At 61.4% G+C, this 22,007-nt stretch carries 19 protein-coding genes; 8 read left to right on the forward strand and 11 right to left on the reverse strand.

Translation table 11 applies throughout. The features are described 5' to 3' along the window. Positions 1-31: 31 nt before the first annotated feature. From Q0G85_RS03125 to Q0G85_RS03140, 4 genes are all read right to left on the reverse strand, one after another. Complete coding sequence (locus Q0G85_RS03125) at positions 32-2,905, reverse strand: HAD-IC family P-type ATPase (RefSeq protein WP_297154627.1); 2,874 nt, start codon at positions 2,903-2,905, stop codon at positions 32-34. Positions 2,906-2,908: 3 nt separating this feature from the next. After that, a complete protein-coding gene (locus Q0G85_RS03130) occupies positions 2,909-3,301 on the reverse strand; it encodes a metal-sensing transcriptional repressor (protein ID WP_297154628.1) in 393 nt (130 codons plus the stop codon). A gap of 321 nt (positions 3,302-3,622) precedes the next feature. Next, a complete protein-coding gene (locus tag Q0G85_RS03135; RefSeq protein ID WP_297154629.1) occupies positions 3,623-6,220 on the reverse strand; it encodes a hypothetical protein in 2,598 nt (865 codons plus the stop codon). 373 nt (positions 6,221-6,593) lie between these two features. Beyond that, positions 6,594-7,283 carry a LexA family transcriptional regulator gene (locus Q0G85_RS03140; protein ID WP_297154630.1) on the reverse strand — a complete coding sequence of 230 codons (690 nt, stop codon included), beginning with the start codon at positions 7,281-7,283 and terminating at the stop codon, positions 6,594-6,596. Positions 7,284-7,374: 91 nt separating this feature from the next. On the opposite strand from Q0G85_RS03140, the gene Q0G85_RS03145 reads away from it, so the two are divergent. The 6 genes from Q0G85_RS03145 to Q0G85_RS03170 all read left to right on the forward strand — a co-directional run bounded on the left by Q0G85_RS03145 (position 7,375) and on the right by Q0G85_RS03170 (position 12,865). Continuing rightward, positions 7,375-7,584: a hypothetical protein gene (locus Q0G85_RS03145; RefSeq protein WP_297154631.1), complete on the forward strand. Its 210-nt coding sequence runs from the start codon at positions 7,375-7,377 to the stop codon at positions 7,582-7,584. A gap of 547 nt (positions 7,585-8,131) precedes the next feature. Further along, positions 8,132-9,484, forward strand: coding sequence for a circularly permuted type 2 ATP-grasp protein (locus tag Q0G85_RS03150; protein WP_297154632.1), 1,353 nt, complete (start codon positions 8,132-8,134; stop codon positions 9,482-9,484). Further along, entirely contained in the window at positions 9,466-10,152 is a 687-nt protein-coding gene (locus tag Q0G85_RS03155) for an alpha-E domain-containing protein (protein WP_297154633.1), read from the forward strand. Before Q0G85_RS03150 ends, Q0G85_RS03155 begins: the two co-directional genes overlap by 19 nt. Positions 10,153-10,166: 14 nt before the next feature. Further along, entirely contained in the window at positions 10,167-10,949 is a 783-nt protein-coding gene (locus tag Q0G85_RS03160; protein WP_297154634.1) for a transglutaminase family protein, read from the forward strand. A gap of 15 nt (positions 10,950-10,964) precedes the next feature. Next, positions 10,965-11,906 (forward strand): M14 family metallopeptidase, encoded by a 942-nt coding sequence (locus Q0G85_RS03165; protein ID WP_297154635.1) that lies wholly within the window; start codon positions 10,965-10,967, stop codon positions 11,904-11,906. Further along, complete coding sequence (locus Q0G85_RS03170; protein ID WP_297154636.1) at positions 11,903-12,865, forward strand: M14 family metallopeptidase; 963 nt, start codon at positions 11,903-11,905, stop codon at positions 12,863-12,865. Before Q0G85_RS03165 ends, Q0G85_RS03170 begins: the two co-directional genes overlap by 4 nt. 161 nt (positions 12,866-13,026) lie before the next feature. On the opposite strand, the gene Q0G85_RS03175 is transcribed toward Q0G85_RS03170, so the two are convergent. The 6 genes from Q0G85_RS03175 to Q0G85_RS03200 all read right to left on the reverse strand — a co-directional run bounded on the left by Q0G85_RS03175 (position 13,027) and on the right by Q0G85_RS03200 (position 18,780). After that, on the reverse strand, positions 13,027-13,839 hold the full coding sequence (locus Q0G85_RS03175) for a rhomboid family intramembrane serine protease (RefSeq protein WP_297154637.1): 813 nt from the start codon (positions 13,837-13,839) through the stop codon (positions 13,027-13,029). Positions 13,840-13,868: 29 nt separating this feature from the next. Further along, positions 13,869-15,122, reverse strand: coding sequence for an MFS transporter (locus Q0G85_RS03180; RefSeq protein WP_297154638.1), 1,254 nt, complete (start codon positions 15,120-15,122; stop codon positions 13,869-13,871). Between the two features lie 176 nt (positions 15,123-15,298). Beyond that, positions 15,299-15,958: a hypothetical protein gene (locus Q0G85_RS03185; protein WP_297154640.1), complete on the reverse strand. Its 660-nt coding sequence runs from the start codon at positions 15,956-15,958 to the stop codon at positions 15,299-15,301. Between the two features lie 75 nt (positions 15,959-16,033). Continuing rightward, entirely contained in the window at positions 16,034-16,603 is a 570-nt protein-coding gene (locus Q0G85_RS03190; protein ID WP_297154642.1) for a hypothetical protein, read from the reverse strand. A 15-nt stretch (positions 16,604-16,618) separates the two neighbouring features. Further along, entirely contained in the window at positions 16,619-18,034 is a 1,416-nt protein-coding gene (locus tag Q0G85_RS03195; RefSeq protein ID WP_297154644.1) for a VirD4-like conjugal transfer protein, CD1115 family, read from the reverse strand. 149 nt (positions 18,035-18,183) lie between these two features. Further along, complete coding sequence (locus Q0G85_RS03200; protein ID WP_297154645.1) at positions 18,184-18,780, reverse strand: ClpP family protease; 597 nt, start codon at positions 18,778-18,780, stop codon at positions 18,184-18,186. Positions 18,781-19,184: 404 nt separating this feature from the next. Here Q0G85_RS03200 and Q0G85_RS03205 point away from each other — a divergent pair, with 404 nt between their 5' ends. Then, positions 19,185-19,889 (forward strand): class I SAM-dependent methyltransferase, encoded by a 705-nt coding sequence (locus Q0G85_RS03205; RefSeq protein ID WP_297154647.1) that lies wholly within the window; start codon positions 19,185-19,187, stop codon positions 19,887-19,889. 127 nt (positions 19,890-20,016) lie between these two features. Beyond that, positions 20,017-21,447: an MATE family efflux transporter gene (locus Q0G85_RS03210; RefSeq protein WP_297154649.1), complete on the forward strand. Its 1,431-nt coding sequence runs from the start codon at positions 20,017-20,019 to the stop codon at positions 21,445-21,447. A 277-nt stretch (positions 21,448-21,724) separates the two neighbouring features. Here Q0G85_RS03210 and Q0G85_RS03215 read toward each other — a convergent pair. Then, positions 21,725-22,007: inorganic phosphate transporter (locus Q0G85_RS03215; protein ID WP_297154651.1), on the reverse strand; the 283-nt coding region annotated here is incomplete at its 5' end.

Below are 22,007 nucleotides of genomic sequence, written 5' to 3' on the forward strand. Positions count from 1 at the left end.
GTTCTTTTGACCACGAAGGTGGCGTAGTGCTCTACTCGATGACCTTCGCCTCATAGCCAGCATCGACGATCGCATCGATGAGAACCTGGTCAGCCACGTCGGTGGACAGCTTGGCCGTAGCGGTGTTGGACTCGAGGTCGACCACGGCCTCCTCCACGCCCTCGATGCCCTCGAGCGCCTTTTTCACGTGAGCGACACAGTGTTGGCACATCATGCCTTCGACGGACAGCTTCTTCTCCATAACGATCTCCTTCGCTTGAACGTTTTCCATTTCTTCACTATGACCAGCGGAAACAGGCGAATCATCGCCGCCTTCCGCAGAGGGCCCTTCTATTGCAGGCGCGCCCGGCTCGCTCGCAGGCGCAGCCCCAGGCTCCAGCGCCTCCGTCGCGCTCCCCGAGGTCGCGGGGCTCGACTCCTGCGCCTGGACGAGCAAAGCGGGCTTCCACCCGCGAAGGCGAAGCGCGTTCGAAACCACGCACACCGAGCTGCACGACATGGCGGCCGCGGCAATCATGGGGTTGAGCGTTACGCCCGCGAACGAGAGCGCGCCCGCCGCCACGGGAATGCAAATGACATTGTAGATGAGCGCCCAGAACAGGTTCTGCTTGATATTGCGCATGGTCGCGCGAGAAAGCGAGATCGCTGCGGGCACATCGGCCAGGTCGCTTTTCATGAGCACGATATCGGCACTGTCGATGGCAATGTCGGTACCCGCACCGATGGCGATGCCCACATCGGCGCGCGCGAGGGCAGGAGCATCGTTCACGCCGTCGCCGACCATGGCGACGGTCCCCTGTTTCTGCAGGTCACGAATGGCTTCTTCCTTGCCTTGGGGAAGGACGCCCGCGATGACGTCATCGGTGCCGACGCGCTTTTGGATAGCTTGCGCTGTGCGCTCGTTGTCGCCCGTGAGCATAATGGTGCGGATGCCCATGCGGGAAAGCTCGGCGAGCGCCGCGGCACTTCGAGGTTTGGGCTCGTCGGCCAGGGCGATAAGGCCTGCGAGCGCGCCATCCACTGCGAAGTAGAGCACCGTCTTGCCCTCATCAGCGAGGCGCTTTGCCAGTTCTTGAGCTGCGACGATGTCGATTGCGCCTTCCTCCATGAGACGTGCGTTGCCTGCAAGGCACGTGCGCCCCGCAACCACGCCGCGCAAGCCGCCGCCGGGAATCTGCCCGAAAGCATCGACGTCCTCGGCCTCGACGCCGTGCGACTCGGCATATGTCACGATAGCCTGCGCCAACGGGTGCTCCGATCGCTTCTCGAGGGAGTACGCAAGGGAAAGGAATGCGGCTGCCGCGTCATTGCATTTCAGCTCGTCGATGGCTCCGGTTGCGCTCACAAAGCGAGTTCCGCACGAGCCGAACAGTCCAGCGGACTGTTCGTGCGAGCCAGGACTGCCGAGCGACTGGGCGCCGCCGAAGCCATCTGCCGAGCCCGGGGCTCCACCGACGCGACCCGCGGCGCCCGAAGCGAGCGCCGAACGTCCCCTGGCCACCAGCACCTCGCACACCTCGGGCGCGCCCTTCGTGATGGTTCCCGTCTTGTCGAGCACGACCGTCTTCACGCCGTGCGCAGTTTGCAGGGCCTCGGCCGACTTCACGAGAATGCCGTGCGTCGCGCCGCGCCCCGTCCCCACCATGATGGCGGTCGGAGTGGCAAGGCCAAGCGCGCAGGGGCACGAAATGACAAGCACGCTGATGGCATGCGAGAGCGCGGTGCCCACATCGGTGCCGACGAACATCCAGATGGCGAAGGTGAGAAGCGCAATCGCGATGACCGCCGGCACGAAAACGCCCGAAATCTTGTCGGCAAGCTTTTCGATAGGTGCCTTAGAACTTGTCGCCTCATCGACCATGCGCACGATCCCCGCGAGCACGGTATCGGCGCCCACATGCTCGGCGCGCATGGCAAACCATCCCGTGCGATTCACCGTCGCGCCCGTAACCGCAGCCCCGACGCCCTTTTCAACTGGCACGCTTTCGCCGGTGATAACGGACTCGTCGACCGTGCCCGATCCTTCGATCACAACGCCGTCGACAGGCACGCCCGCACCTGCGCGCACGATGAGAACATCGCCCGGTCGCACCTGCTCGGCAGGGATTTCCTCTTCGATTCCTGCAGCGTTGCGCCGAATCGCCGTCTTCGGCGACAGGTCCATAAGCTTCGCAATCGCGTCGGTCGTCTTCCCCTTCGCGCGCGCCTCGAAATACTTGCCGAGCGTGATCAGCGTGAGAATCATCGCCGCCGACTCGAAGTAGAGGTCCATCGCCGCCATGTGCGCAAAATCGATGTCGCCGTGGCCCATCCCCCAGCCGATGCGGTAAATCGCGACGATGCCGTAGACCGTCGAGGCGGCCGAGCCCAGCGCGATGAGAGAGTCCATGTTCGGCGAGCCGTGAAAGAGCGCTTTGAAGCCCACGCGGAAGAACTTGAAGTTCACGAAAATCACGGGCAGCAAGAGCAGGAACTGGGTAAACGCGAACGTGAGCATGTTCTCATGGCCCAGGAAAAAATCGGGCAAGGGCCAGCCGAACATGTGGCCCATGGAAAGGTAGAACAAGGGGATGGTGAACACGAACGACACGATGAGCCGCATGCGCACGTGTGCTGCCTCCTTCGCGGCGGCATTTTCCCGGGCGGCCGAGGGGACAACGCCACTCGGGGCACCTGCGGCGGTAGCCTCGATTCGGGGCACAGCGCCGTAGCCCGCCTTCTCGACCGCCGCGCTGATTGCGGCAAGCGTGGCTGGGTTGCCGTCGTATTCCACCTCCATCGAGTTTTTCAGCAGGTTGACCACGGCATGCTCGACGCCGGCGACGTCCGAAGTCGTCTTCTCGACGCGAGCCGAGCAGGCGGCGCACGTCATGCCCGAAACGTCAAAGGTTTGCTTTTGCGTCATCTTCTACCTCGCAAACTTCTTGATGAGCTGCATCGCCTCGTCGATGATGGCGGTGTTGCCCGCCTCGATCTGCTCGACGACGCAGGTTTCCAGGTGATTTTGCAGAAGAATGGCGGAAATGGAGTGCACTGCCGATTCCGCGGCGGCGAGCTGCGTTAAGACATCTCCGCAGTAGCGGTTGTCGTCAATCATGGATTTCACGCCGTTGAGCTGGCCGATTGCACGGTTGAGACGCTTTTGCAAATCGCGTTGGAACTCCTCCGACCGCGGCGTCGCCTTGTGATGGCAGCAGCAACTTTGCGCGCGCACACCCTTGCTTTCGCAGGCAGCGAGACCGTTGCCAACTGGAGCCTTGCCAACATCCTGCGCTGCTTGCTTGCCATTTGCCTTGGCCATCCCAATTCCGCCTTTCTTTCATATACCCCCTGGAGGTATCTTTCGAGGGCATTATATACCCTTATGGGGTATATGCAAGAACCATCACGCAAACGGCGGCAGCAGAAGAAGGGATAACAGTGCGTCGTTTGAGGCGTCATCCCCCACGAGGGATAACACAGCCCCCTAGCAACAAGAATCCCAAGAGCGCACCTGCAAACCCAGCCGAAGACAGCTCGGGAAGGCAACGCCCTGTCAGCAGAGGGCGGCGCAGCGAGCTCGGCCGAAAAAGCCGCCGCCAGAGCCCTTTGCAAACCAAGCTGCGGCTCCGCCCTCCCAGCATTAGTACATGCCGAAAGCATTCCAGAGCATGACGTTCATGATTACCATAATCACAAGCGTGGCGAACATGAAATACAGTGAGATGCGATACACCGACACGGTTTCGGCTCCTTCGCCCGCAGCTGCCGGAGCACCGCGCGAACCTACGGCCGAAAACTGCGTCGTCCAATCCTTCGTGAGGCGTTTTGTGCTCTTGACCTGCAGAAGCGACAGGAAAACGAGCGCCGCTGCCAGCGCGAAGAACAACCCGAAGTCGCACACGTATCGCATGAGGATGCCCGCGCCCTGCAAATCGAAGACGCAAAGCACGAACGCCACACACACAAGCGCCATGAACAGCGGCAACAGTCGCTGCTCTTTAAGCTGCGCGCGCACGCGCCCGACAACGATGCCCAAAACAGCAAGCGCCATCGAATACAGGAAGAAGTAGCCGCCAAACATTGGCTCGTAGATGGTGATGCCCTGATAAGCGGGGTCGAGATAGGCCTGCCGCAAGAACGGGAATTGGCTGCCGAACACGGGCGGCTGGAACAAATATGCATAGAGCCCGAACGGAATGCGGTCGAGGTGGAACCCTCGGTGGGTCATGTCGTTCGTGGTGAGATTGTAGTTTGCGCCGAAGTCGAACGGCGAGCCGAATCGCGCGGCATTGTAAGCCAATACCGCAACCGCCACCAGGACAAACGGCACCATCGCGACTTTAAACGAGCGCATAACGTCGCGCCTGGCCTCACGGTCGCCCTTCGAGTCGCGCAGAAACGGCCAGAAAAGGACGAGCCCAAACACCGCCGAGAGCACCATCTGCGGGCGAGAAGCCATGGTCAGCGCGATGAGCAGCGCGCCAAGCACGATCTTTCCCCGCTCGATATAGCCGCGCGAGGTGCCCGAAATCCACAACCCCAGGCCCCACGAAACGAGCGCGAGCGACATTGCCTCAGGCATGAAGTACATCGACGGCGTACGCGCGAGGATGATGCCGCCGCCCGCGACGAACAGCATCACGTCGAGCACCACGAGCACTCCGATCGACGTGCGCGGGAACCAGCGACGGCACACCGCCGAGAGCAGATACATAAGGCCCGCCGCGTAGACGCAGTCGCAGATTGCGATGCCAAGCCACGTCGGAAAGCCCGTATGCGTCACGAGCAGCCACGGCACGTAGAACACCAGACATGGCAGGATGCCGAAGTACACGTAGTATTTCCCCTGGAAATAGGCGTGATCCCAAAGATAGGGCACGCCCTGAGCCGCGCGCGCCTGCGTGTCGTAGGGGTTCGCCATCGCCTGCAGCGCCTCGGAGGGAACGTCGTTCAAGTACAGATGCCCCTGGGTAAGCGCAACGGCGAGCTTCTGGTATTGGAATTGGTTCTCGTACGATGCGGTTTGCGTCATGGACACGTAGTGCGAGTTGGAAAGCACAAGCGCAAGCACAACCACGCACTGCACGACGACGAGCACGACAAGCAGAAGGCGATGGCTCGCCAAGCGTGAATCGCGAACGCGGCTATAAAGCCCCGATGCCGGGCGCAGCGCGAAAAGCACGAGCAGAATGGCGAAAACCGAGCCCGCCCGCAAGGGGTCGAAATCGAAAGGCACCTTCTGGTTAAGCGAGATACCTGAAACTTGAACAGCGCCGATGTCCGCAAGGTTCGTCATGTTCACCTTGATGGAATGGCACTTGCCGGCGGGGTCGAGCGAGATATAGGTAGTCGCAGGGTCGGCAGGATCGACAGACACGGCAGGGTTCGCGTAGTAGTTCGCGTTGCCCTCGTCGGCAAGCGAGATGACGACCTGGATCTTGCTGTCGGTGGCCTTGGCAGCGCCAGCCGCGTCAGCGAGCACCGGCGTGAAGTGGATGGAGCGCACTGTAGAGTTGAGCCCCGTGATCTCGAACGAGCTCGACGAGGAATCAAGTGTGATCGTACCCACCTGCGATGGCTGCGCGCCATTGACCAGGTAGCTTCCCGCATCGGGGTAAGTCATGGAGTAGAAGAACTGGAAGTTGTAGCCGAACACCTCGAGCGCTATCGCCAGCAGCAGGCAGATGAGAATGCCGACGCTATTGTGCGCTTTGCTGTGCGCACGAGAATACGCAGCCTGGGACTCAGGTGCTTGCATGGGAGGCTGCTGGGGCGCAAACGCTGCCTGAGATGAGCGCGACGCTGAACGCAAAGGTGCCTTCTGCTGCGCGGAAGCAACTCCTCGACCTGCGGTTTTGCGTCCGCCAGCGACGCGCGCATGCGAGGCAGTCTTGCCCGCGGCGCTCGCATGCGAGGCGCGCTTTCCCACAGCGGAAGGCGAGCCGCCCTTGCCCGCCGCGCCAGCCGCCCGAGAGCCTGCCGAGCGCGAGCCGCCCTTGCTTGCAGAGCCGGCAGCGCGTGCTCCCGCATTGCGCGGGGCAGCCGAGCGCGGCGCCGCGTTTCCCGAGCCAGCGGAGCGAGAGCGCGCACCCGCAAATGGCGTGCGCTTTTGCCCACCCGCGGCACTGCGTGCGTGATTCGCCTTCCGATATTTTTGATTTTCGCGCGCGAACTGCTCGAACTCGGGCGTTGAATGGCCCGGCTCGAACGGATCGTATCCCTGATCGTTATTAGCCATGCCCCAAGTATAAGCACGATGCCGCGTCGCGCGCCCACTTCCACCGCGCGCCCACATCAAGGCCGGCCCGCCTGGCCCCGCCTCGGACGACCGACGCCGCCCTACCCCGCCTGGCCTCGGAGACGACCGACGCCGCCGAGCCTCGCCTTCCCAAGCTTCTTTCTCAAAATCGCAAAACGAGGAACAAAAATCGTCGATATGTGAGTCGAGAACGAGAGATATGCGCGTCTGGCCCTGCGGCGCCCCGCATTTGCCCAGGTCAATTTTTGCGAAGCCGAGTTTTCCAAAACTAACTCCTCGCATATCGACGATTTCTGTCCACGACGAGGCGATTTTCGAAATGATGGAAGATGAGAAGGTGGCGTCCCGAAAGCTAGAGTCGGAAGCCTTCCGGCATGGTGAACCAAACCACTCGCCCAATCACACGAGGCAAGGGGCGTTCCCCACCTCGGAGGAACTTAATCGTCTCGTATCCGGAAAGGTAGGAGTCGGGACTGAGCGTTATGAGCTTCTCGCCAACACTCACGCGCTTCACCGCGAAGTCGCCGCTTCCCGTCCCGAACACATACACATGCCCATCGACAACCTCGGATTCGGGCACAACGAGCGCCAAGCAGCCGTTCGGCAGCACGCGATTCATCGACTCGCCGGACACGCGCAAGTAGAAAGCATTCGGGTAGCGCTCGTGCAACGAGTGCGGCACGGGGACGTACTCCTCGACGGGGAAAGCGTCGCGCGGGGCACCTGCAGCCACGCGGCCAAGCAACGGCGCATACTCAGACCGCGAATCACCTGAACGCCGAAGCGATCGACGGGCAAAGCCGTTCTTCTCGCTGTTGATATCCTCAAGGGTGAGTTCGGGAAATTCGCTGAGCAGGATAAAGAGGTTGCTGCGGCGCGGCTGCGAGTTTCCCGTCTCCCACGACGAAACCGTGGTTTGGGAAACCTGGAGGCGCTCTGCAAACTCGACCTGGGTCAGTCCAGCATCGACGCGTACCGCCCTGATGTTGTTGCCGATCGCATTATCCGTCGTATCGCTCACGCGCACCTCCCGTTGCCGCATCAATGCTATCAAACTTGCTTATTCCCTCGATTGACGAGGCTTTGTTACCCGTTAAACTTAGTAGCGCCAAATTCACGGGAAGGGAGGCAGCGTGAAAAACTGGCTCACGCGTGCACGCGAAATATCAGGGCTAACGGCACAGCAATGTGCGGATGCTATCGATTTGCCGATAACGGCCTATGCGCAGGTGGAGCGCCACCCCGGCACGCTCACGTTAAACGAGCTCGCAGCGCTTGCGCGGGAAATGGGTCCCGCGGGCGAAACCCTCATCGAAGGCGCTTTTCAGTCCCTTCGCGCATAAGCGGGAAAGCCAGATAACCCGTAGGCTCCGAACGAACTCGGGAACCACCCCGCGGCCAAGGCGCAACTCGCAGGTGCCAAACCATTCCGCCCACCGCGCGCTCGCGAACGCCGAACTCCCCGCCAATCGGCGAGTCAACGAACTCATAGGCCCCAAACTAGCCAGACCCCTCACCAAGACAAAGACTCCCACCCGCAGGTCTGAGCCATCCCACCGCGCCCGCCGTTCGCGAACGCCGAGCCATTCCGCCAATCGCGAACCCACCGCCCGCGAGACCCCGAGCCGTTCCGCCGCCCGCCGCGCGCCGACTCGCCTACAAACGCCAAGCTTCCCAAGCCCGCATCCCCGACCATCCCGCAACGAGAAAACACCCCACAAGCAAGCCACCCAACCAGCGCGCGCCCGCCGTAACAATGCCGTAACCTTTTCTTAACGCTTACGTTCACTTGGCCTTATCTTCCCGAAACAATCGAACGATACGATGAGGTTCATAACCATTCATCGACGAGGCACAGCCGCTTCGTCCCGTTCGCGGAAGGAGGTCGGTTTGACGGGCAAATCGGAACAGGAGCTCGACGAGGCGACGCCTTACACCGACCTCGTGGAGCATACCCCCAAGATCAACCAGCAACTCGCCCGCTACGGCGTGAAGTTCGGCATCTACAAGGACGGCACGTTCAACGAGAGGCTCTTCCCCTTTGACGCCATCCCGCGCGTCATCGAAGCCAGCACATGGGAATCGCTCCAGGCGGGCCTTATCCAGCGCGTGCGCGCGCTCAACTGCTACCTCGCCGACGTGTACGGGAAAAAACAGATCATTGCCGACGGAATTGTCCCCGAGGACTTTGCCTTCGCGAGCTCGGGATACCTTCCCCAGTGCGAGGGAATCACCCCACCTGGCGGCATCTACAGCCACATTTCCGGCATTGATCTGGTCGAAGGGCAAGATGGCACCTGGTATGTCCTCGAGGACAACCTGCGCATCCCCTCGGGGGCGAGCTATCCGCTCATCGCGCGCGGACTGTGCCGCCGTTGCGACGCCGAGACCTTTCGCACGACGCCGATCGCGGACAACCGCGATTACGGCTCGCGCCTGAAGGCGGTCATGGACAACGTGAACACGGGCGGCGTGAACGTCATCTTGACCCCCGGGCGCTACAACGCCGCCTACTTCGAACACGCCTATCTTTCGGAGAAAGCGGGCGCCATCCTTGCGGAACCGAGCGAGCTGTTCGTGGAAAACGAGACGCTCTTCTACCGCGACGCCGGGCGCAACCTGCGCGTCGGTGCGCTGTATCGCCGCTTGTCAGACGAATATCTCGATCCGTTGTGCTTCTGCGCGGACAGCCTCATCGGCGTGCCCAACCTCATGAGCGCCTATCGAGCGGGCAACATCGCGATCATCAACGCGCCCGGCAACGGCGCAGCTGATGACAAGGGCATCTACTATTTCGTTCCCAAAATGATCGAATACTACCTCGGCGAAGCGCCCATTCTTAAAAATGCCCCCACCTACCTGCCGTTTTATCCCGACGACATGGCATATGTGCAGGAACACGCCGAGACGCTCGTCATTAAGGACGTCGCGGAGGCGGGCGGCTACGGTGTGGTGTTCGGCAGCGAGCTTACGCCCGAGAAGCTCAGCGAGTTAAAAGCGCTCATCCGCCGCGAGCCGCGCCGCTTCATCGCTCAGGAAGTCATCGATTTCAAGTGCCTGCCAACCTATATCGGCGGCAAACTCGTGCCGCGAAAGGCGGACTTGCGCGCGTTCGTTTTGTCAGGTGCCGAAACATCTGTCTGGCCGAGCGGCCTTACGCGCTACTCTCGCATCGAGGGGTCGGCCGTCGTCAATTCCAGCCAAGGAGGAGGGTTCAAGGACACATGGGTACTCTCTCGCTAGAAAAAATCGACCACCTGCTGTGGCTTGGCCGCTACATCGAGCGCAGCTACACCACACAGCGATTCATCACGACCACCTACGACAAGGCCATCGATTCGACAGAGGGAAACTGGAAAGGCCAGCTTGAGGAGCTGGGGTTTGCCGCTGAAACCGACGACGTCCTCGAGTTCTTCCGCGACTGCCTGTTCAACGAGAGCAACCTCTGCTCGCTCGCGCATTCGATGGGAGCTGCCTATGACAACGCCGTCATGCTGCGCGATGTGTTAGGGACCGAATCGCTTTCCTACGTACAAATGGCAACCGACGAGATCAAGGCGGCGGAATCATCGGATTCTCCCCTTTTGGATTTGCAGCTCGTACAGGACAACATCATGGCCTTCAAGGGATGCGTCGACGATTACGTCACCGACGACGCCGCGCGCAACATTATAAAGTGCGGCATTTCCATCGAGCGCATCGACCTTTACGCCCGCCTGTCGTATCGGCTCGACTGCCTGAAGCAGGAAGTACACCGCCTCGCCAGCCGCATCGACCGAACGGGCGCACCCTACGACAAGCAGGCGTTTAAGGAGCTCATCGACATCGTGTTCTCGTCGGGATTCCCAGAAAATGCCACCTACGAAACACTCGGCAAGCTGCTTAGCGTCGTCGCACGCATCTTCGCCTAAGGTGCGTGCAGACCATGAGAATCCTCACATACACCTTCGAGACCGTGTTGCACATGGACAGTGCAGTGAGCGATCACGACTTCGTGCTGCGCTGCCAGCCCATGAGCACATTCGCGCAGACAGTCCTCGACGCTCAGACGATCATCACGCCCCAAACGACGCTTTCCCAGCAAATCGACGGTTTCGGAAACCTCCTGCAAATCGGACGCATCGAAGCGCCGCATGACGTGTTCTCCTTCGTGTCGTCGGGCATGCTCGTGGTCGACGCCGGCGACGCCCACCCCGAACCCGCGCATCCCATCTACAAGCGGCCCTCGGCGATGACGGTCGAAACCCCCGAGATGCTCGCTTTCGTGCGCGACGTGCTGCGCGTCATTCCGAACGCAAGCCCAGAGGCGAAGGCGAAAACGCTCTCGCACGCACTGTGCGGGCAGATGGAATACTCGCCCGGCGCAACCGACGTCGCGACCACAGCAGCCGAGACGTTTTCCCAAAAGCGCGGCGTGTGCCAGGACTTCTCCCACATCCTCATCGCGCTCCTTCACGGCGAGAAAATTCCTGCACGGTACGTAAATGGCCTGGTCATCGGCGAGGGAGCTACGCATGCCTGGGTGGAATTCCACGACGGGGTGCGTTGGCGCGGCATCGACCCCACCAACGACCGGTTCATCGACGACACCTACATCGCGCTTTCCCACGGGCGCGACTTTACCGATTGCCCGATTGAGTCGGGCGTCTTTCGCGGGGGCGCGCGGCAAAAGCAGCAGGTGAGCGTCGTGGTGGGCGGCGACCAATAGCGCGAGGAGCACATCATGATTGAAACCGTTTTCTCGGCCGAGTTGCCCGTGGCCGAGCATTTGACTATCCAGAAAAACCGCATCGTGGGCGAAGGGGAAGACGAGCGCGGCAAAAACCGTCGCATCGCCGTTGTGACCGGCGTGCACGGCGACGAGCTCGAAGGGCAATACGTCGCGTTCGAGCTCGCACGTCGCCTGCAAGCGAGCCCCGATCTGCTCTCCGGCACGATCGATGTCTACCCTGCCGTGAACCCGCTCGGCATCAACTCGATCGAGCGCAGCGTTCCAATGTTCGACGTTGATCTGAACAGGACGTTTCCTGGTGATGAGCACGGCGAGCTCACCGAGACGCTCGCCGCCGCAGTGATTTCCGACATCGAAGGCGCCGACGTCGCGATAGACATCCACGCGTCGAACATCTTCTTGCGCGAGATGCCGCAGATCCGTATCAACGAGGTTTCCGCCGATGAGCTTCTGCCGATCGCGCCCCTGCTCAACGTGGATTACGTGTGGGTGCACGCCTCGTCGACCGTGCTCGAATCCACGCTTGCCTACACCCTCAACGAGCGCGGCACGAAGACGCTTGTCGTGGAAACGGGCGTGGGCATGCGCATCACACGCGACTACGGCGAGCGCTTGGTCGACGGCATCCTGCGCCTTGCGGCGTCGCTTGGCATGTGGGCCGGAAGCTATCGCACCTATCGCGCCCCGATTGTGAGCCGCGATGGAGCCGTAAGCTACCTCAACGCCGAAGCGGGCGGCATCTTCTTACCTGAAGCCGAACATGGACAGCCCATCGCCGCAGGTCAGACAATCGGAATTATCGCAGACACGCTCACTGGCGAAGTCGCGCAGCAAATCAAGGCGCCGACATCGGGCCTTCTTTTCACCTTGCGCGAGTACCCGGTGGTCTACCCCGGGTCGCTCGTGGCGCGCATATTGGAGGATCAGCAATGAGGAAGAAGACCATTTTCTCGCTTTCCACGCCCTACCGCGAGTCGATGGAAATCCACGCCGCAGAATTCGGCGACGCAGACGGCGAGCCTTGCTGCGCGATCGTCGGGTCGATGCGCGGCAACGAGGTGCAGCAAACGTTCATCGCGGCGAACCTCGTCGGGCGCCTGAGCGAGCTCGAGCAGTCCGGCCTGCTCGATAGGGGAAAGCGCATCCTCGTGATACCTGCGGCGAACGCGTTTTCCATGAACATCCACAAGCGCTTCTGGCCGGTCGACAACACCGACATAAATCGCATGTTCCCCGGCTACGACAAAGGCGAAACCACGCAGCGCATCGCTGCCGGCATCTTCGAAGCGGTTTCGGGGTTCGAATTCGGCATTCAGCTCGCAAGCTTCTACCTGCGCGGGAAGTTCCTCCCCCACGTGCGCATCACCGACGAAGGCGAGCTCTCGCGCGAGTCGCTTGAGATGGCTGCCCTTTTCGGCATGCCGTGCACGCTTTTGCACACCCCTTCGACCTTCGACACGACGACGCTGAACTACAACTGGCAGGTGTGGAATGCGCACGCGTTTTCCCTGTTCTCGAAGGAGACGGGGTCGCTCGATGCGCTATCGGCCCGCCAGGCGGAAGACGGCATCGTAAGGTTTTTGGCGCGCATCGGCGCCGCGAAGGAGGAAGCGCTCTCGACCTGTCTCAAAGCTGGGACAAGCGATCCTGCGCGCATCGACGAACGCTCGCTTGTCAACGTCCGAAGCGAGCTGGCGGGAGGGCTCTTCATGCCGCTTGTCGAGCCGGGAGATGTCGCGGAGCGCGGGCAGGCGCTCGCCGAGGTGCGCGACACCTTCAATGGGAGCGTGAAAGACACGCTTGTTGCACCCGTCGCGGGGCAGGTGTTCTTCAGCCGCTCGGCGCCGCTCGTGAACCAGTACTCGATTGCGTTCAAGATCGCGCCGCGATAGCGCATCGGGCAGAGCGGACGCGTGCGGTGCCGAGGCGCTTAGCGACGCAGCCTAACGCGTCGCGCTCGACAAGCGTGGGCGAAGCGCGGGCGCAACGCGGGCGCACCCTGCAGAAAGCGGCTCATTCCACACGGGGCTCCACAACCTCTCCAGGCACCCTTCTAGAAAACGCCACCCCAGATGAGAACGGCGGCGACGGCCACCACCCATAACACGGCCACGACGATGCGAACGGGGCGAGGGGTGCGCAGGCTCGCCGCAGGGAGCAGCAGCATCGCAATCGCGCCGCCAATGGCTCCGCCCAAGTGACCGCTGATCGAGATGCTCGGCACGAGCAGCGTGTAGATGACGTTCACCGCGATGATCGAGAGCATGCTTTTCGAGAAGTCGCGGAAGATCGCGCGGTTGCCGCGCACGAGCACGCACAGCAGCGCCACAGCAACGAACAGGCCAAACACGCTCGTCGAGGCACCAGCGGAAACGGAGAGCCCACCGCCTTGCGCCATGTCAACCGCGTAGGAGACGACGTTGCCCGTGATGCCCGCGACGAAATAGAGCAGCAGAAAATTCCCGCGCCCAAGCACGCGTTCCAAAAGCTCGCCCACGCTATAGAGCGCAACCATGTTGAACAGAAGATGCATGAGATCCATGTGCAAGAACATCGGCGCAACGAAGCGGTACAGGTCGGCGGGGCCCTGCACCATCGGCGCATACATGGCTCCCATCTGCACCAACGTGAGAATCGAGATATCCTGGCCCGTACCCGAGAGCAGCATCTCGACGACAAAGCACACCACGTTCACCGCAATCAGCGCAAGGGTCACCACGCGCCCCGAGTTGCGCTCGATAAAAGAAGGCTCCTCATCGCGCATCATCTGGCGAAGCTGCTCGTCGGTGATAGGCGCCGGTCGCGCGCCCGCCGAAGACGACGGCGCCTGCTGCGGGTCGGATGAGGTGATAGGATCGTCAGACATTGCCGCTCCTTGCCGTGGTTTGTTCTGTGTTACGAACGTATGCTATCAGAAACCCGGCGGTCTCCCAAAAGGTACACACCCACGATAACCACAGCAGCGAACACGATCATCGCAAACAAAATCACGTACGTGACGAGATAGGTTCCAAACGCTTCTGCCAAAAAGCCTGGTAGAAAGGTGAAAATGAAGCCGCCAAGCGCATAGCAGAGCTGGAAGTTCTTGATCGTCTTGGCCTCGCGTCCCTTCGGCGCAAGCTCAATCGACCACACGGATATGCCCACCGTGCCAAGCGAGAGCCCCAACCCATAGAGGAGCACGCCGACGCTCGCAAGCCCGGCACTTCCCATATCCGACAGGCAAAGCAACAACGTGCCGCCGATGAACAGGGCGAAGAAGATCATCGAGCCGCGCTTCGTTCCCACGCGGTCGAACACGACCCCGCTTGCAAGCTTGGCAACCGTAAGGCAGCCACCGCACAATGCCACGAGTGCCGCCGCACCCTCGGCAGTAAAGCCCTCGGAGGTGAACAGCACGGCCAGATAGCTCGTCCCGCCGACAGAGATGCAACCGACAAACGTCATCGCGACCAGCACAAGCGGCGCGAGCTTCACGGGGACATTGCGATTGCGGCGAGCGGCGCACGCCCTCCCCTGCCTGCCCACCTTCTTTCCCTCGGGCGCCACATACGGCTCAAGGCCCAGGTCACGAGGGTAGTTGCGAAGGAGCAAGAAGACGAGCACGCCCAAAACGAGCGCAAGGACCGACTCGAAGAAGAAGGCAGCGGAAAGCGAGGAAGCGCCGATGAGCGCGACCGCCACGTTCGGCAAGATGACGGCCGCCACACCCGAACCGACCGCCGCGATGCCCGCTACCGTGGCGACATTCGAGCGAAACCAGCGGTTGATCAGCATCGTTGAAGCGATCATACCGCCCAGGCCATACCCGAGCCCCGTGAACACCGAACCCGCGCACAGGCCGATGAAGCTTCCCGTGTTCTGCGAGTACAGAAAGAAACCGACACAGACGCACAGCGAGGCAAGGAACGCGCCGACACGGCAGTTGAGCAGGTCATAATAGCGCCCGACCACGAGCATGCCAATCAGCGACATGAACGTACGCACCGAGATGATGATCGAGCCACCTGTATTGCCCACGCCAGGCAGCGCGACCAGATAGGGCTGGAAGACGGAAAACGACGTGGAGGGCAGGCCGACGTTGGTGAACAGGATGAGGAAGCAACATGCTGCGATCACCTTCTCGTAGTGTCTTTTGATAGCACCCATCGACATGCCCCTGCCGCTTCCCTTCCTGTAAAAAAGGCGCCGCACGGGCGCCTTCGTCGCGATTCAATCCTCGCGCTTCATGCTATCACCAAGCGGCGCGCCGCGCTCCCGTCCGCCCAAGAAGCCACGAACTGGGCAGATTTCTCCCCCTTCTCCCTCGGAAGGAGCGCCGGGCCTTAGGCAGCGGGAGTCGCGGCATCGCGCGCGTAGGCAAGATAGCCCGCCACGCTGTAGTGGTCCGCCTCGTCGCTTGCCGGATTTCCCGAGCCGCCGACAACGCCGAGATAGCCGCCGTCAACCTTGCTGCCTTCCCCGTCGACTACGAGAGCGTACCAATGACCGAACTCGTGCGTCGGTTTGCGCAGCTGGCAAGCGAGCGTCAGCTTGGGCTCGCCCTCCTTGCGGAAAAACGCGCCAGCGCGGCGAATCGTCTCGAGAAGCGTGCCGTCAAGCCAGAAGCAGATGAACGGCGCCTCGAACGAGTCGGTGAGCGAATCCGCCTCGCTGTTGTACACGTAGCAGAAAAGCGCGCGGTCGCGCGAGCGGGAAAGCAGGTCCACTTCGCTTTCCTTAAGCTTGAACTCCACCGTCGCAATCGCACCAGGACGCTCCGCGCTCTCGCTCACGTTCGTCACCGCCGTCTTCACCTGGAAGAAAAACGTCTCGGGAGCCGTGCCAGGATTCTCGAGCTGCTGCTTGAGGTTAAGCGAGACTACGTCGACGCCCATGTCAGCAGGCGGGCGCAGCGCATCGAGGCCGTTACGGTACAGCGAGCTCATGAGCTGGTACTCGCCGGTATAGCCGTTGTAGAGCAAGTCGAAAAAGTCCTGAGCCACGAATCTCTCCTCTGGTTTGGGGCAAAGTGTTTCCATTCTAGCGCTCCCTCAGCCGAATGGCCCCGAGACCACCCCTCAGCTTTGGGGGCGCAGGTACGGGGCGACGGCGGCGGCGCATTCCCTCGCCAGGACATCCGCGCGCCTGAAGACCTCGTCACGCAGGTCATCGTCGAAGAGCACGATCTGGGTGATGAGGGCCTTCGCAAGCTGCAGTTCGTTGAGCGCAGGCTTGTTCTCCCAGAGATCCTTAAGCTGATCGGTTGCATCAAGCGCCACGGAATACTCGCTATCCGGCGAGGTGGCAAGGGCGCCGTCCTGGTTGTGGCGCACCTCCCAAACGAAAACGCACGCAGGATTCTCAACCTCGGCATGCGCCTTGACCGATTGGTTCTCCGGGCACGCCGCCGCCTGCGGGTCGGTCCGCGCAAGATAGGCAGCTCGGCTCGGCAGCGCGTCAAAGATGGGGCCCGTAATCTGAAGAAGCTCCTCAGCATGCACACGATAGAGGTCGCACACCTCAAACGGCGCCCGACGCTGCGCCTCGAGAAGCTCGCGATCGGGCACACTGCACGCAGCACGCTCGCGCGCGGCGTTCGCGCTTGCGATGCGCTCGGCTAGGCTTGCACGGGCGTTCGTTTCTTTCATCGTCATCCCTTCTCCCTAGGCTGCAACGACGGAACCGTCGTCGAGCCCTTCGACCTCAAAGAGCGTGTCGTACCAGATCTCCTCCTCGTCAAGATCGGGCGGATAGTCAGGCTCCTCACTCTCGCAGACGACTGCCGCGCCACCAGGCTGCATAGCCTTCCCCGCCGCAGCGTCCGCGCCGAGGGCGAGCTCGCCATAGGCTGGGTGCTGCTCGAGCTCGTAGGCAGGCTCGCAGACCCCGCGCCGGCCGCGCACGAAAAGCCACCAACTCCCCGTCGGCGTCTCAAGCAGCGTCGTGGGCGTCTTATTGGCACGCAGGGCGAAGTAGCGCGCCGTCCGTTCGTCCTGAAAGCCCAGTACAAGATGGCGATCGCAATTGCCGATGATCGAGTTCGCCTCGGCTTCGCCATAACGGGCTTCAAGCTGGCTTACCGTTTGGCAGATGAGGGTGCAGCTGATTTCCCGGCTGCGAATGACGGAAAGCACGTCGTCGAAACCAGGCAGCGTCAAGTTCGCGAAATCGTCGAGCATAAAGCGCACGGGGACAGGCAGCCTGCCGCCTTCGCACAGCGCATCCGCAAAGTCGCACAGACTCGAAAACGCCTGGCGCACGAACAGGCTCGTGAGCGGCGCTAGGCAGCGGTCCATGTCGTCCATGGTCACGAACAGCGCGCGGCGCTCGCTTCCCAGGTCGCGAAAGTCGATCTGCTCCGGCCTGCGAAACGCCTCGAGCGCCCCGTCGAAGGTGAGCGGCAGCAAGTTCGCGGCAATGATGCCCATGATGCTCGAGTGCATCTTCTCGGCGCGGGCCGTGCTCTTCGCGCGGCGGTACAGCGACACGGCATAGCTTTCCGAATCCTGTTTGGCAAGGTCGGAAAACAGCGCGTCGGCGTTTCCCTCGCATGCCTGCTCGTAGACGCTCACGACCGACGCCATGTTCCACTCGCAATCGGGGAGCGCCTCGAAGACGTAGGCAATGTAGCTTGCGACATAATTTGCCGCCGCGCCCGCCCAAAACGGGTCCTCGCCCATTTCCTCGCGAGGGAACAGCGCGCTGGCGATCGAGATGATGTCCTGCGCAAGCGGGCGGCCCTGTCGCCAGCGCACATGATGGAGCGGGTCGTAGCCGATCGTTCCCTCCATCGTGGTGAAGTCGAGGCAATCGACCACATAGTCGTGAGCGCGCAGGAAAGGCGCCATCTCGCGAAACAGGCGGCCCTTGGCATCGAGCACGACATAGGATCCGCGGCATTGCAGCAAGTTGGGCTTGAGGAAGTTGCGCGTCTTGCCCGAGCCCGAGCAGCCGAGGACAAGCACGTTATTGTTGAGCCTGGTTGCCCATGAGTCCATGCTCTCGGTGCTCTTGGAGGTGAGAATGAGCTCGCCCGCATAGGCGGCTCGGGCACGGAGGCCCGCGTTGTTGCTGGTCATAATCTTTCCCGCTCTCTGCGCGATACGTTCGCGCTGGTAGACGATGGTGGTGAAGGGTTGTTGGTGATAGGCTGCCGCGTCGGTGTGCGAGGTGAGGCGCCGCGCGAGGCCAGGACGCCGCTTAAGGTGAGGGGGCGCCGCACGGCGTACTAGAGCCTCGTGACGATGCGGTCGGCAAGGCCCGCTTCGACGGCCTCTTTCGCCTCAAAGTAGGTGTCACTCGCCGTGAGCTCGAAAACGCGCTCAATCGGCATGCCGCTGTGGCGGGCGATAACGCCGGCGGTGATATCGCGAATGCGCATGAGGTCATCAGCCCGAGCCTTCACGGACAAGGCGCTGCCACCCGCCCCAGTGCCGATGAGCGGGTCGTGGATCATAACACGACTGTGGGGCAGGATATCCCGATTGTCCCCTGCGATGAACAGCAGCGCTCCCATGCTCGCAGCCATGCCAAGGCAAACGGTGCGAATGGGGCAACTCACCGCCTGCATGACGTCGTAGAGCGCCAGGCCGGACTGGACCTCGCCACCCGGGCTGTTGATGAAAAGGGTTATGGGCGCTTCGGGGTCCTGGCGTTGCAGATAGAGCAGGCCGCGGATGACGGAAGCACACGACTCGGCGTTTACCGAGGTCATAAGCTCAAGCTGGCGCATACCAAGCATTTCGTCCCTGATGTCGAGACGATTGAGACCCTCTGCGGTCTCGCGGATAATCTGGGGTTGATAAACGATGCTGTAATCGCTCATGATGAGCTCCTTCCGAGGGTAAGACGCGGGACAACCACAAGCGCAACGGCAACCAAGGCACAACGAGAGCAGCCGCATACCGGCAGCCAATTGCATACAATTTCTCGCTATGAGGTTGTGGTGGAAAAGAGTCCGGATCGTGGCATGTGTCACCGGCAAACTCCCATGAAGCGCACGAGCACTTCTATGCCAGGAGGCGGGTCTTTTGGACCCTCGGGTGACGCACACTCTATCACTCGCCCCGCCCACGCACAAGCCCCCAAATGATTTGCATCGCAAAAATGACGACGGGGATTTCCCTCTCTTGATTGCCATGCTTGCATAGGCAGTGACGTCAAAACGGATTTCTGCAAACACGCTCCAACCTGCCAGAAATCGGGCGAAACACGGTAGAATGCAATCCCATGAGGAAAAGCGAGCGACATATCGCATCTGAGAAAACGACGGAAACCGACGGCGCGTCGCTGCGCCGCGACGAGCGCGGGCTTGCCCTCGTCGGCGGCGGAATGGAGCTTCGCGGCGACTTTTCTCAGCTGCTCCCCCGCATCCGAAAAGGCCGCCTCTCAAGCGAGCTTCTCGTTCGCGCCGCAAAGGTCCGCGGCTGCGCCGAACCATGGGCGATCGACGCCACAGCGGGCCTTGGCGAGGATTCGTTTCTCCTGGCAGCAGCCGGATTCCGCGTGAGCATGTATGAGTCGGACCCCACCATCGCGGCCCTGGTGCGCGACGCACTCGCCCGCGCGAGCGAAGACCCCGCGCTCGCCGACATCGTCTGCCGCATGAAGCTCTTCGAGGAAGACAGCATCGAAGCTATGGCCCATCTTAGGGACACACCCGACGTAATCTATCTGGACCCCATGTTCCCCGAGCGCCGCAAGAGCGCCGCTGTGAAGAAGAAATTCCAGCTCATCCACCACTTAGAAGCGCCCTGCCAAAACGAAGAGGCCCTCCTTACCGCTGCAATTTCCGCCGCCCCGCGCAAAGTGGTCGTGAAGCGCCCCGCGAAAGGCCCGCATCTCGCCGGCGTGAAGCCGAGCCATTCGCTTGCCGGCAAGGCGGTGCGCTACGACGTCATCATCCCCGCGAGCATAAAGGTACCGCTCGCTTAACTTCACACCGCTTCTCCCTTGCGCCGCTTCCCTTTGCGCGGTACAAAAGAAATTCGGCGAATGCGCAGAATACGAAATAGCGCGAATGCCCGACACGCAAAGAAGCATGGAAACTGGGGGGTTTCGAATGTCGTCGCAAAGCATGGTGAAGAAGAAGACGAACCGCAATAGCATCGATATGCTGCACGGGCCCCTTGTGGGCAAGCTATTCCTCTTCGCTATTCCGCTTGCCTTCTCGAGCATCTTCCAGCAGCTGTTCAACTCGACCGACGCCATCGTCGCCGGACGCCTCCTCGGCGCCACGGAGCTTGCCGCAATCGGCGGCGTATCCCCCCTTGTCGCGCTGTTCATCAGCTTTTTCGTGGGAGTCTCGATCGGCACGAACGCGACGATCGCCATCCGCATCGGGCAAGGCGACCGCTCGAAGATCCGCACCGCCGTGCATACCACCGCAGTGATCGCGATCATCGCCGCCGTGACGGTGACCGTAGTCGGCATCGCCATCGCAGGCATTCTCGTCGATGCTGTGGGAATCCCCGACGAGGCGCGCTCTGAGTCGATTAGCTACCTGAGAATCTACTTCGCCGGCGTCGCCTTTTTCCTCGTGTTCAATTTCGGCTCGGCAATCCTGCGCGCGAAGGGCGACACGCGCCGCCCGCTCTATGCGCTCGCCGTCTCCGCGGTCGTGAACGCCGTGCTCGACATATTCGCCGTGTCGGTCCTGCATATGGGAGCTGCGGGAATAGCCGCGGCAACCGTCGCCTCCTACGCGCTCGCGGCAGCGATTGTGATTGTAATGCTCATGCACGAGGAGGAGGACTTCCGTTTGAACGTAAGGGAGCTTCGCATCGACCGCAAGGCCCTGCGGCAGATCCTCTACATCGGCGTGCCCTCGGGCCTGCAGGGTGTCGTGTTCGCGGTTTCGAACATCATCATCCAGACGTCGATCAACGGCTTTGGTACCGACGCCATTGCAGGATCGACCGCCGCGCTCAACTTCGAGTACTACACCTATTTCATCATCAACGCATTCTCCCAGGCCGCCATCACCTTCGTCGCCCAAAACTTCGCGGCGGGGAACCTCTCTCGCTGCGACAAGATCGTTGCCTGGTCGATGGGCCTTTCCCTCGGGCTTTCCTTCTTGCTGTCGATCGTGCTCGTCAGCCTGGGCAACATTGGCTTGAGCATCTTCACCACCGAAGCGGGGGCGCTCGCCTTTGCAACGACGAGGCTGTGGCATGTCGAGCTGCTCGAATGCCTTCCAAGCACCTACGAGATAACGGCAGGCGCCCTGCGTGGCATGGGATGGTCCATCCTGCCGACGATTGTGGTTGTCATCGGGTCGTGCGTGCTGCGCGTCATCTACGTGTTCACGTTATTCCCGCTGCTCGGAAGCTTCGAGGCGCTTCTGAACATCTACCCCGTGACCTGGATCGTCACCGGTACCACGATGATCGCGCTCTATCTTTTCGCAAGGAAGCGCACCTACGCGAAGGAGCGCGCGAAAATCGCCGCTCGCAAGCAAAAGCAAGCAGCAAGAGCGAACGCCGCCGCATAACAGGAGCAGAACCGCCGCACGGCGAAAGCGAAACCGCCGCACAACTGGAACGGAAGCGTCGCATAGCGAAAGCGCAATCGCTGCATAGCAAAACCGCTCATAACGAAAAAACGGTGCGCCCCGGAGAGAGGACGCAACCGCTTAAAAGCTAGCGCCAGTGAACGCGAGCGCGATTATAGCTGCGGCGCAGGACCCCCATACTATGCAGGGAGCTATATTTTTTCGACCCGAAACTGGAACACGTCGGAAGGCAGGCAAGCCTGAGACAGGCGCTCGCCTACGCGAACATCATGAACAGCTTTGCCAGGATGAAGCCGATGACGCCGCACGCAGGGAACGTGATGATCCAGGCGAGCAGCATGTTCTTCGCGATGCCCCAGTTCACGCGCTTGATCGACTTTGACGCGCCAACGCCCATGATGGCGGACGTGTTGCAGTGGCTCGTGGAGACAGGCATGCCGGTCAAGCTTGCGAACAGAAGCGTGAACGTAGTCGAGAAATTCGCCGCGACACCCTGATACTTCTCGAGTTTCACCATATCCATGCCGACAGACTTGATG

This window comes from uncultured Ellagibacter sp. (assembly GCF_934617235.1).
Lineage (GTDB): Bacteria > Actinomycetota > Coriobacteriia > Coriobacteriales > Eggerthellaceae > Ellagibacter.

Excerpts from the sequence above, each read along its gene's own strand:
- Q0G85_RS03125 (WP_297154627.1), bottom strand. The coding sequence starts at position 2,905 with ATGACGCAAAAGCAAACCTTTGACGTTTCGGGCATGACGTGCGCCGCC.
- Q0G85_RS03130 (WP_297154628.1), bottom strand. The coding sequence starts at position 3,301 with ATGGCCAAGGCAAATGGCAAGCAAGCAGCGCAGGATGTTGGCAAGGCT.
- Q0G85_RS03135 (WP_297154629.1), bottom strand. The coding sequence starts at position 6,220 with ATGGCTAATAACGATCAGGGATACGATCCGTTCGAGCCGGGCCATTCA.
- Q0G85_RS03140 (WP_297154630.1), bottom strand. The coding sequence starts at position 7,283 with ATGCGGCAACGGGAGGTGCGCGTGAGCGATACGACGGATAATGCGATC.
- Q0G85_RS03155 (WP_297154633.1), top strand. The coding sequence starts at position 9,466 with ATGGGTACTCTCTCGCTAGAAAAAATCGACCACCTGCTGTGGCTTGGC.
- Q0G85_RS03160 (WP_297154634.1), top strand. The coding sequence starts at position 10,167 with ATGAGAATCCTCACATACACCTTCGAGACCGTGTTGCACATGGACAGT.
- Q0G85_RS03165 (WP_297154635.1), top strand. The coding sequence starts at position 10,965 with ATGATTGAAACCGTTTTCTCGGCCGAGTTGCCCGTGGCCGAGCATTTG.
- Q0G85_RS03170 (WP_297154636.1), top strand. The coding sequence starts at position 11,903 with ATGAGGAAGAAGACCATTTTCTCGCTTTCCACGCCCTACCGCGAGTCG.
- Q0G85_RS03175 (WP_297154637.1), bottom strand. The coding sequence starts at position 13,839 with ATGTCTGACGATCCTATCACCTCATCCGACCCGCAGCAGGCGCCGTCG.
- Q0G85_RS03180 (WP_297154638.1), bottom strand. The coding sequence starts at position 15,122 with ATGGGTGCTATCAAAAGACACTACGAGAAGGTGATCGCAGCATGTTGC.
- Q0G85_RS03190 (WP_297154642.1), bottom strand. The coding sequence starts at position 16,603 with ATGAAAGAAACGAACGCCCGTGCAAGCCTAGCCGAGCGCATCGCAAGC.
- Q0G85_RS03195 (WP_297154644.1), bottom strand. The coding sequence starts at position 18,034 with ATGACCAGCAACAACGCGGGCCTCCGTGCCCGAGCCGCCTATGCGGGC.
- Q0G85_RS03200 (WP_297154645.1), bottom strand. The coding sequence starts at position 18,780 with ATGAGCGATTACAGCATCGTTTATCAACCCCAGATTATCCGCGAGACC.
- Q0G85_RS03205 (WP_297154647.1), top strand. The coding sequence starts at position 19,185 with ATGAGGAAAAGCGAGCGACATATCGCATCTGAGAAAACGACGGAAACC.
- Q0G85_RS03210 (WP_297154649.1), top strand. The coding sequence starts at position 20,017 with ATGTCGTCGCAAAGCATGGTGAAGAAGAAGACGAACCGCAATAGCATC.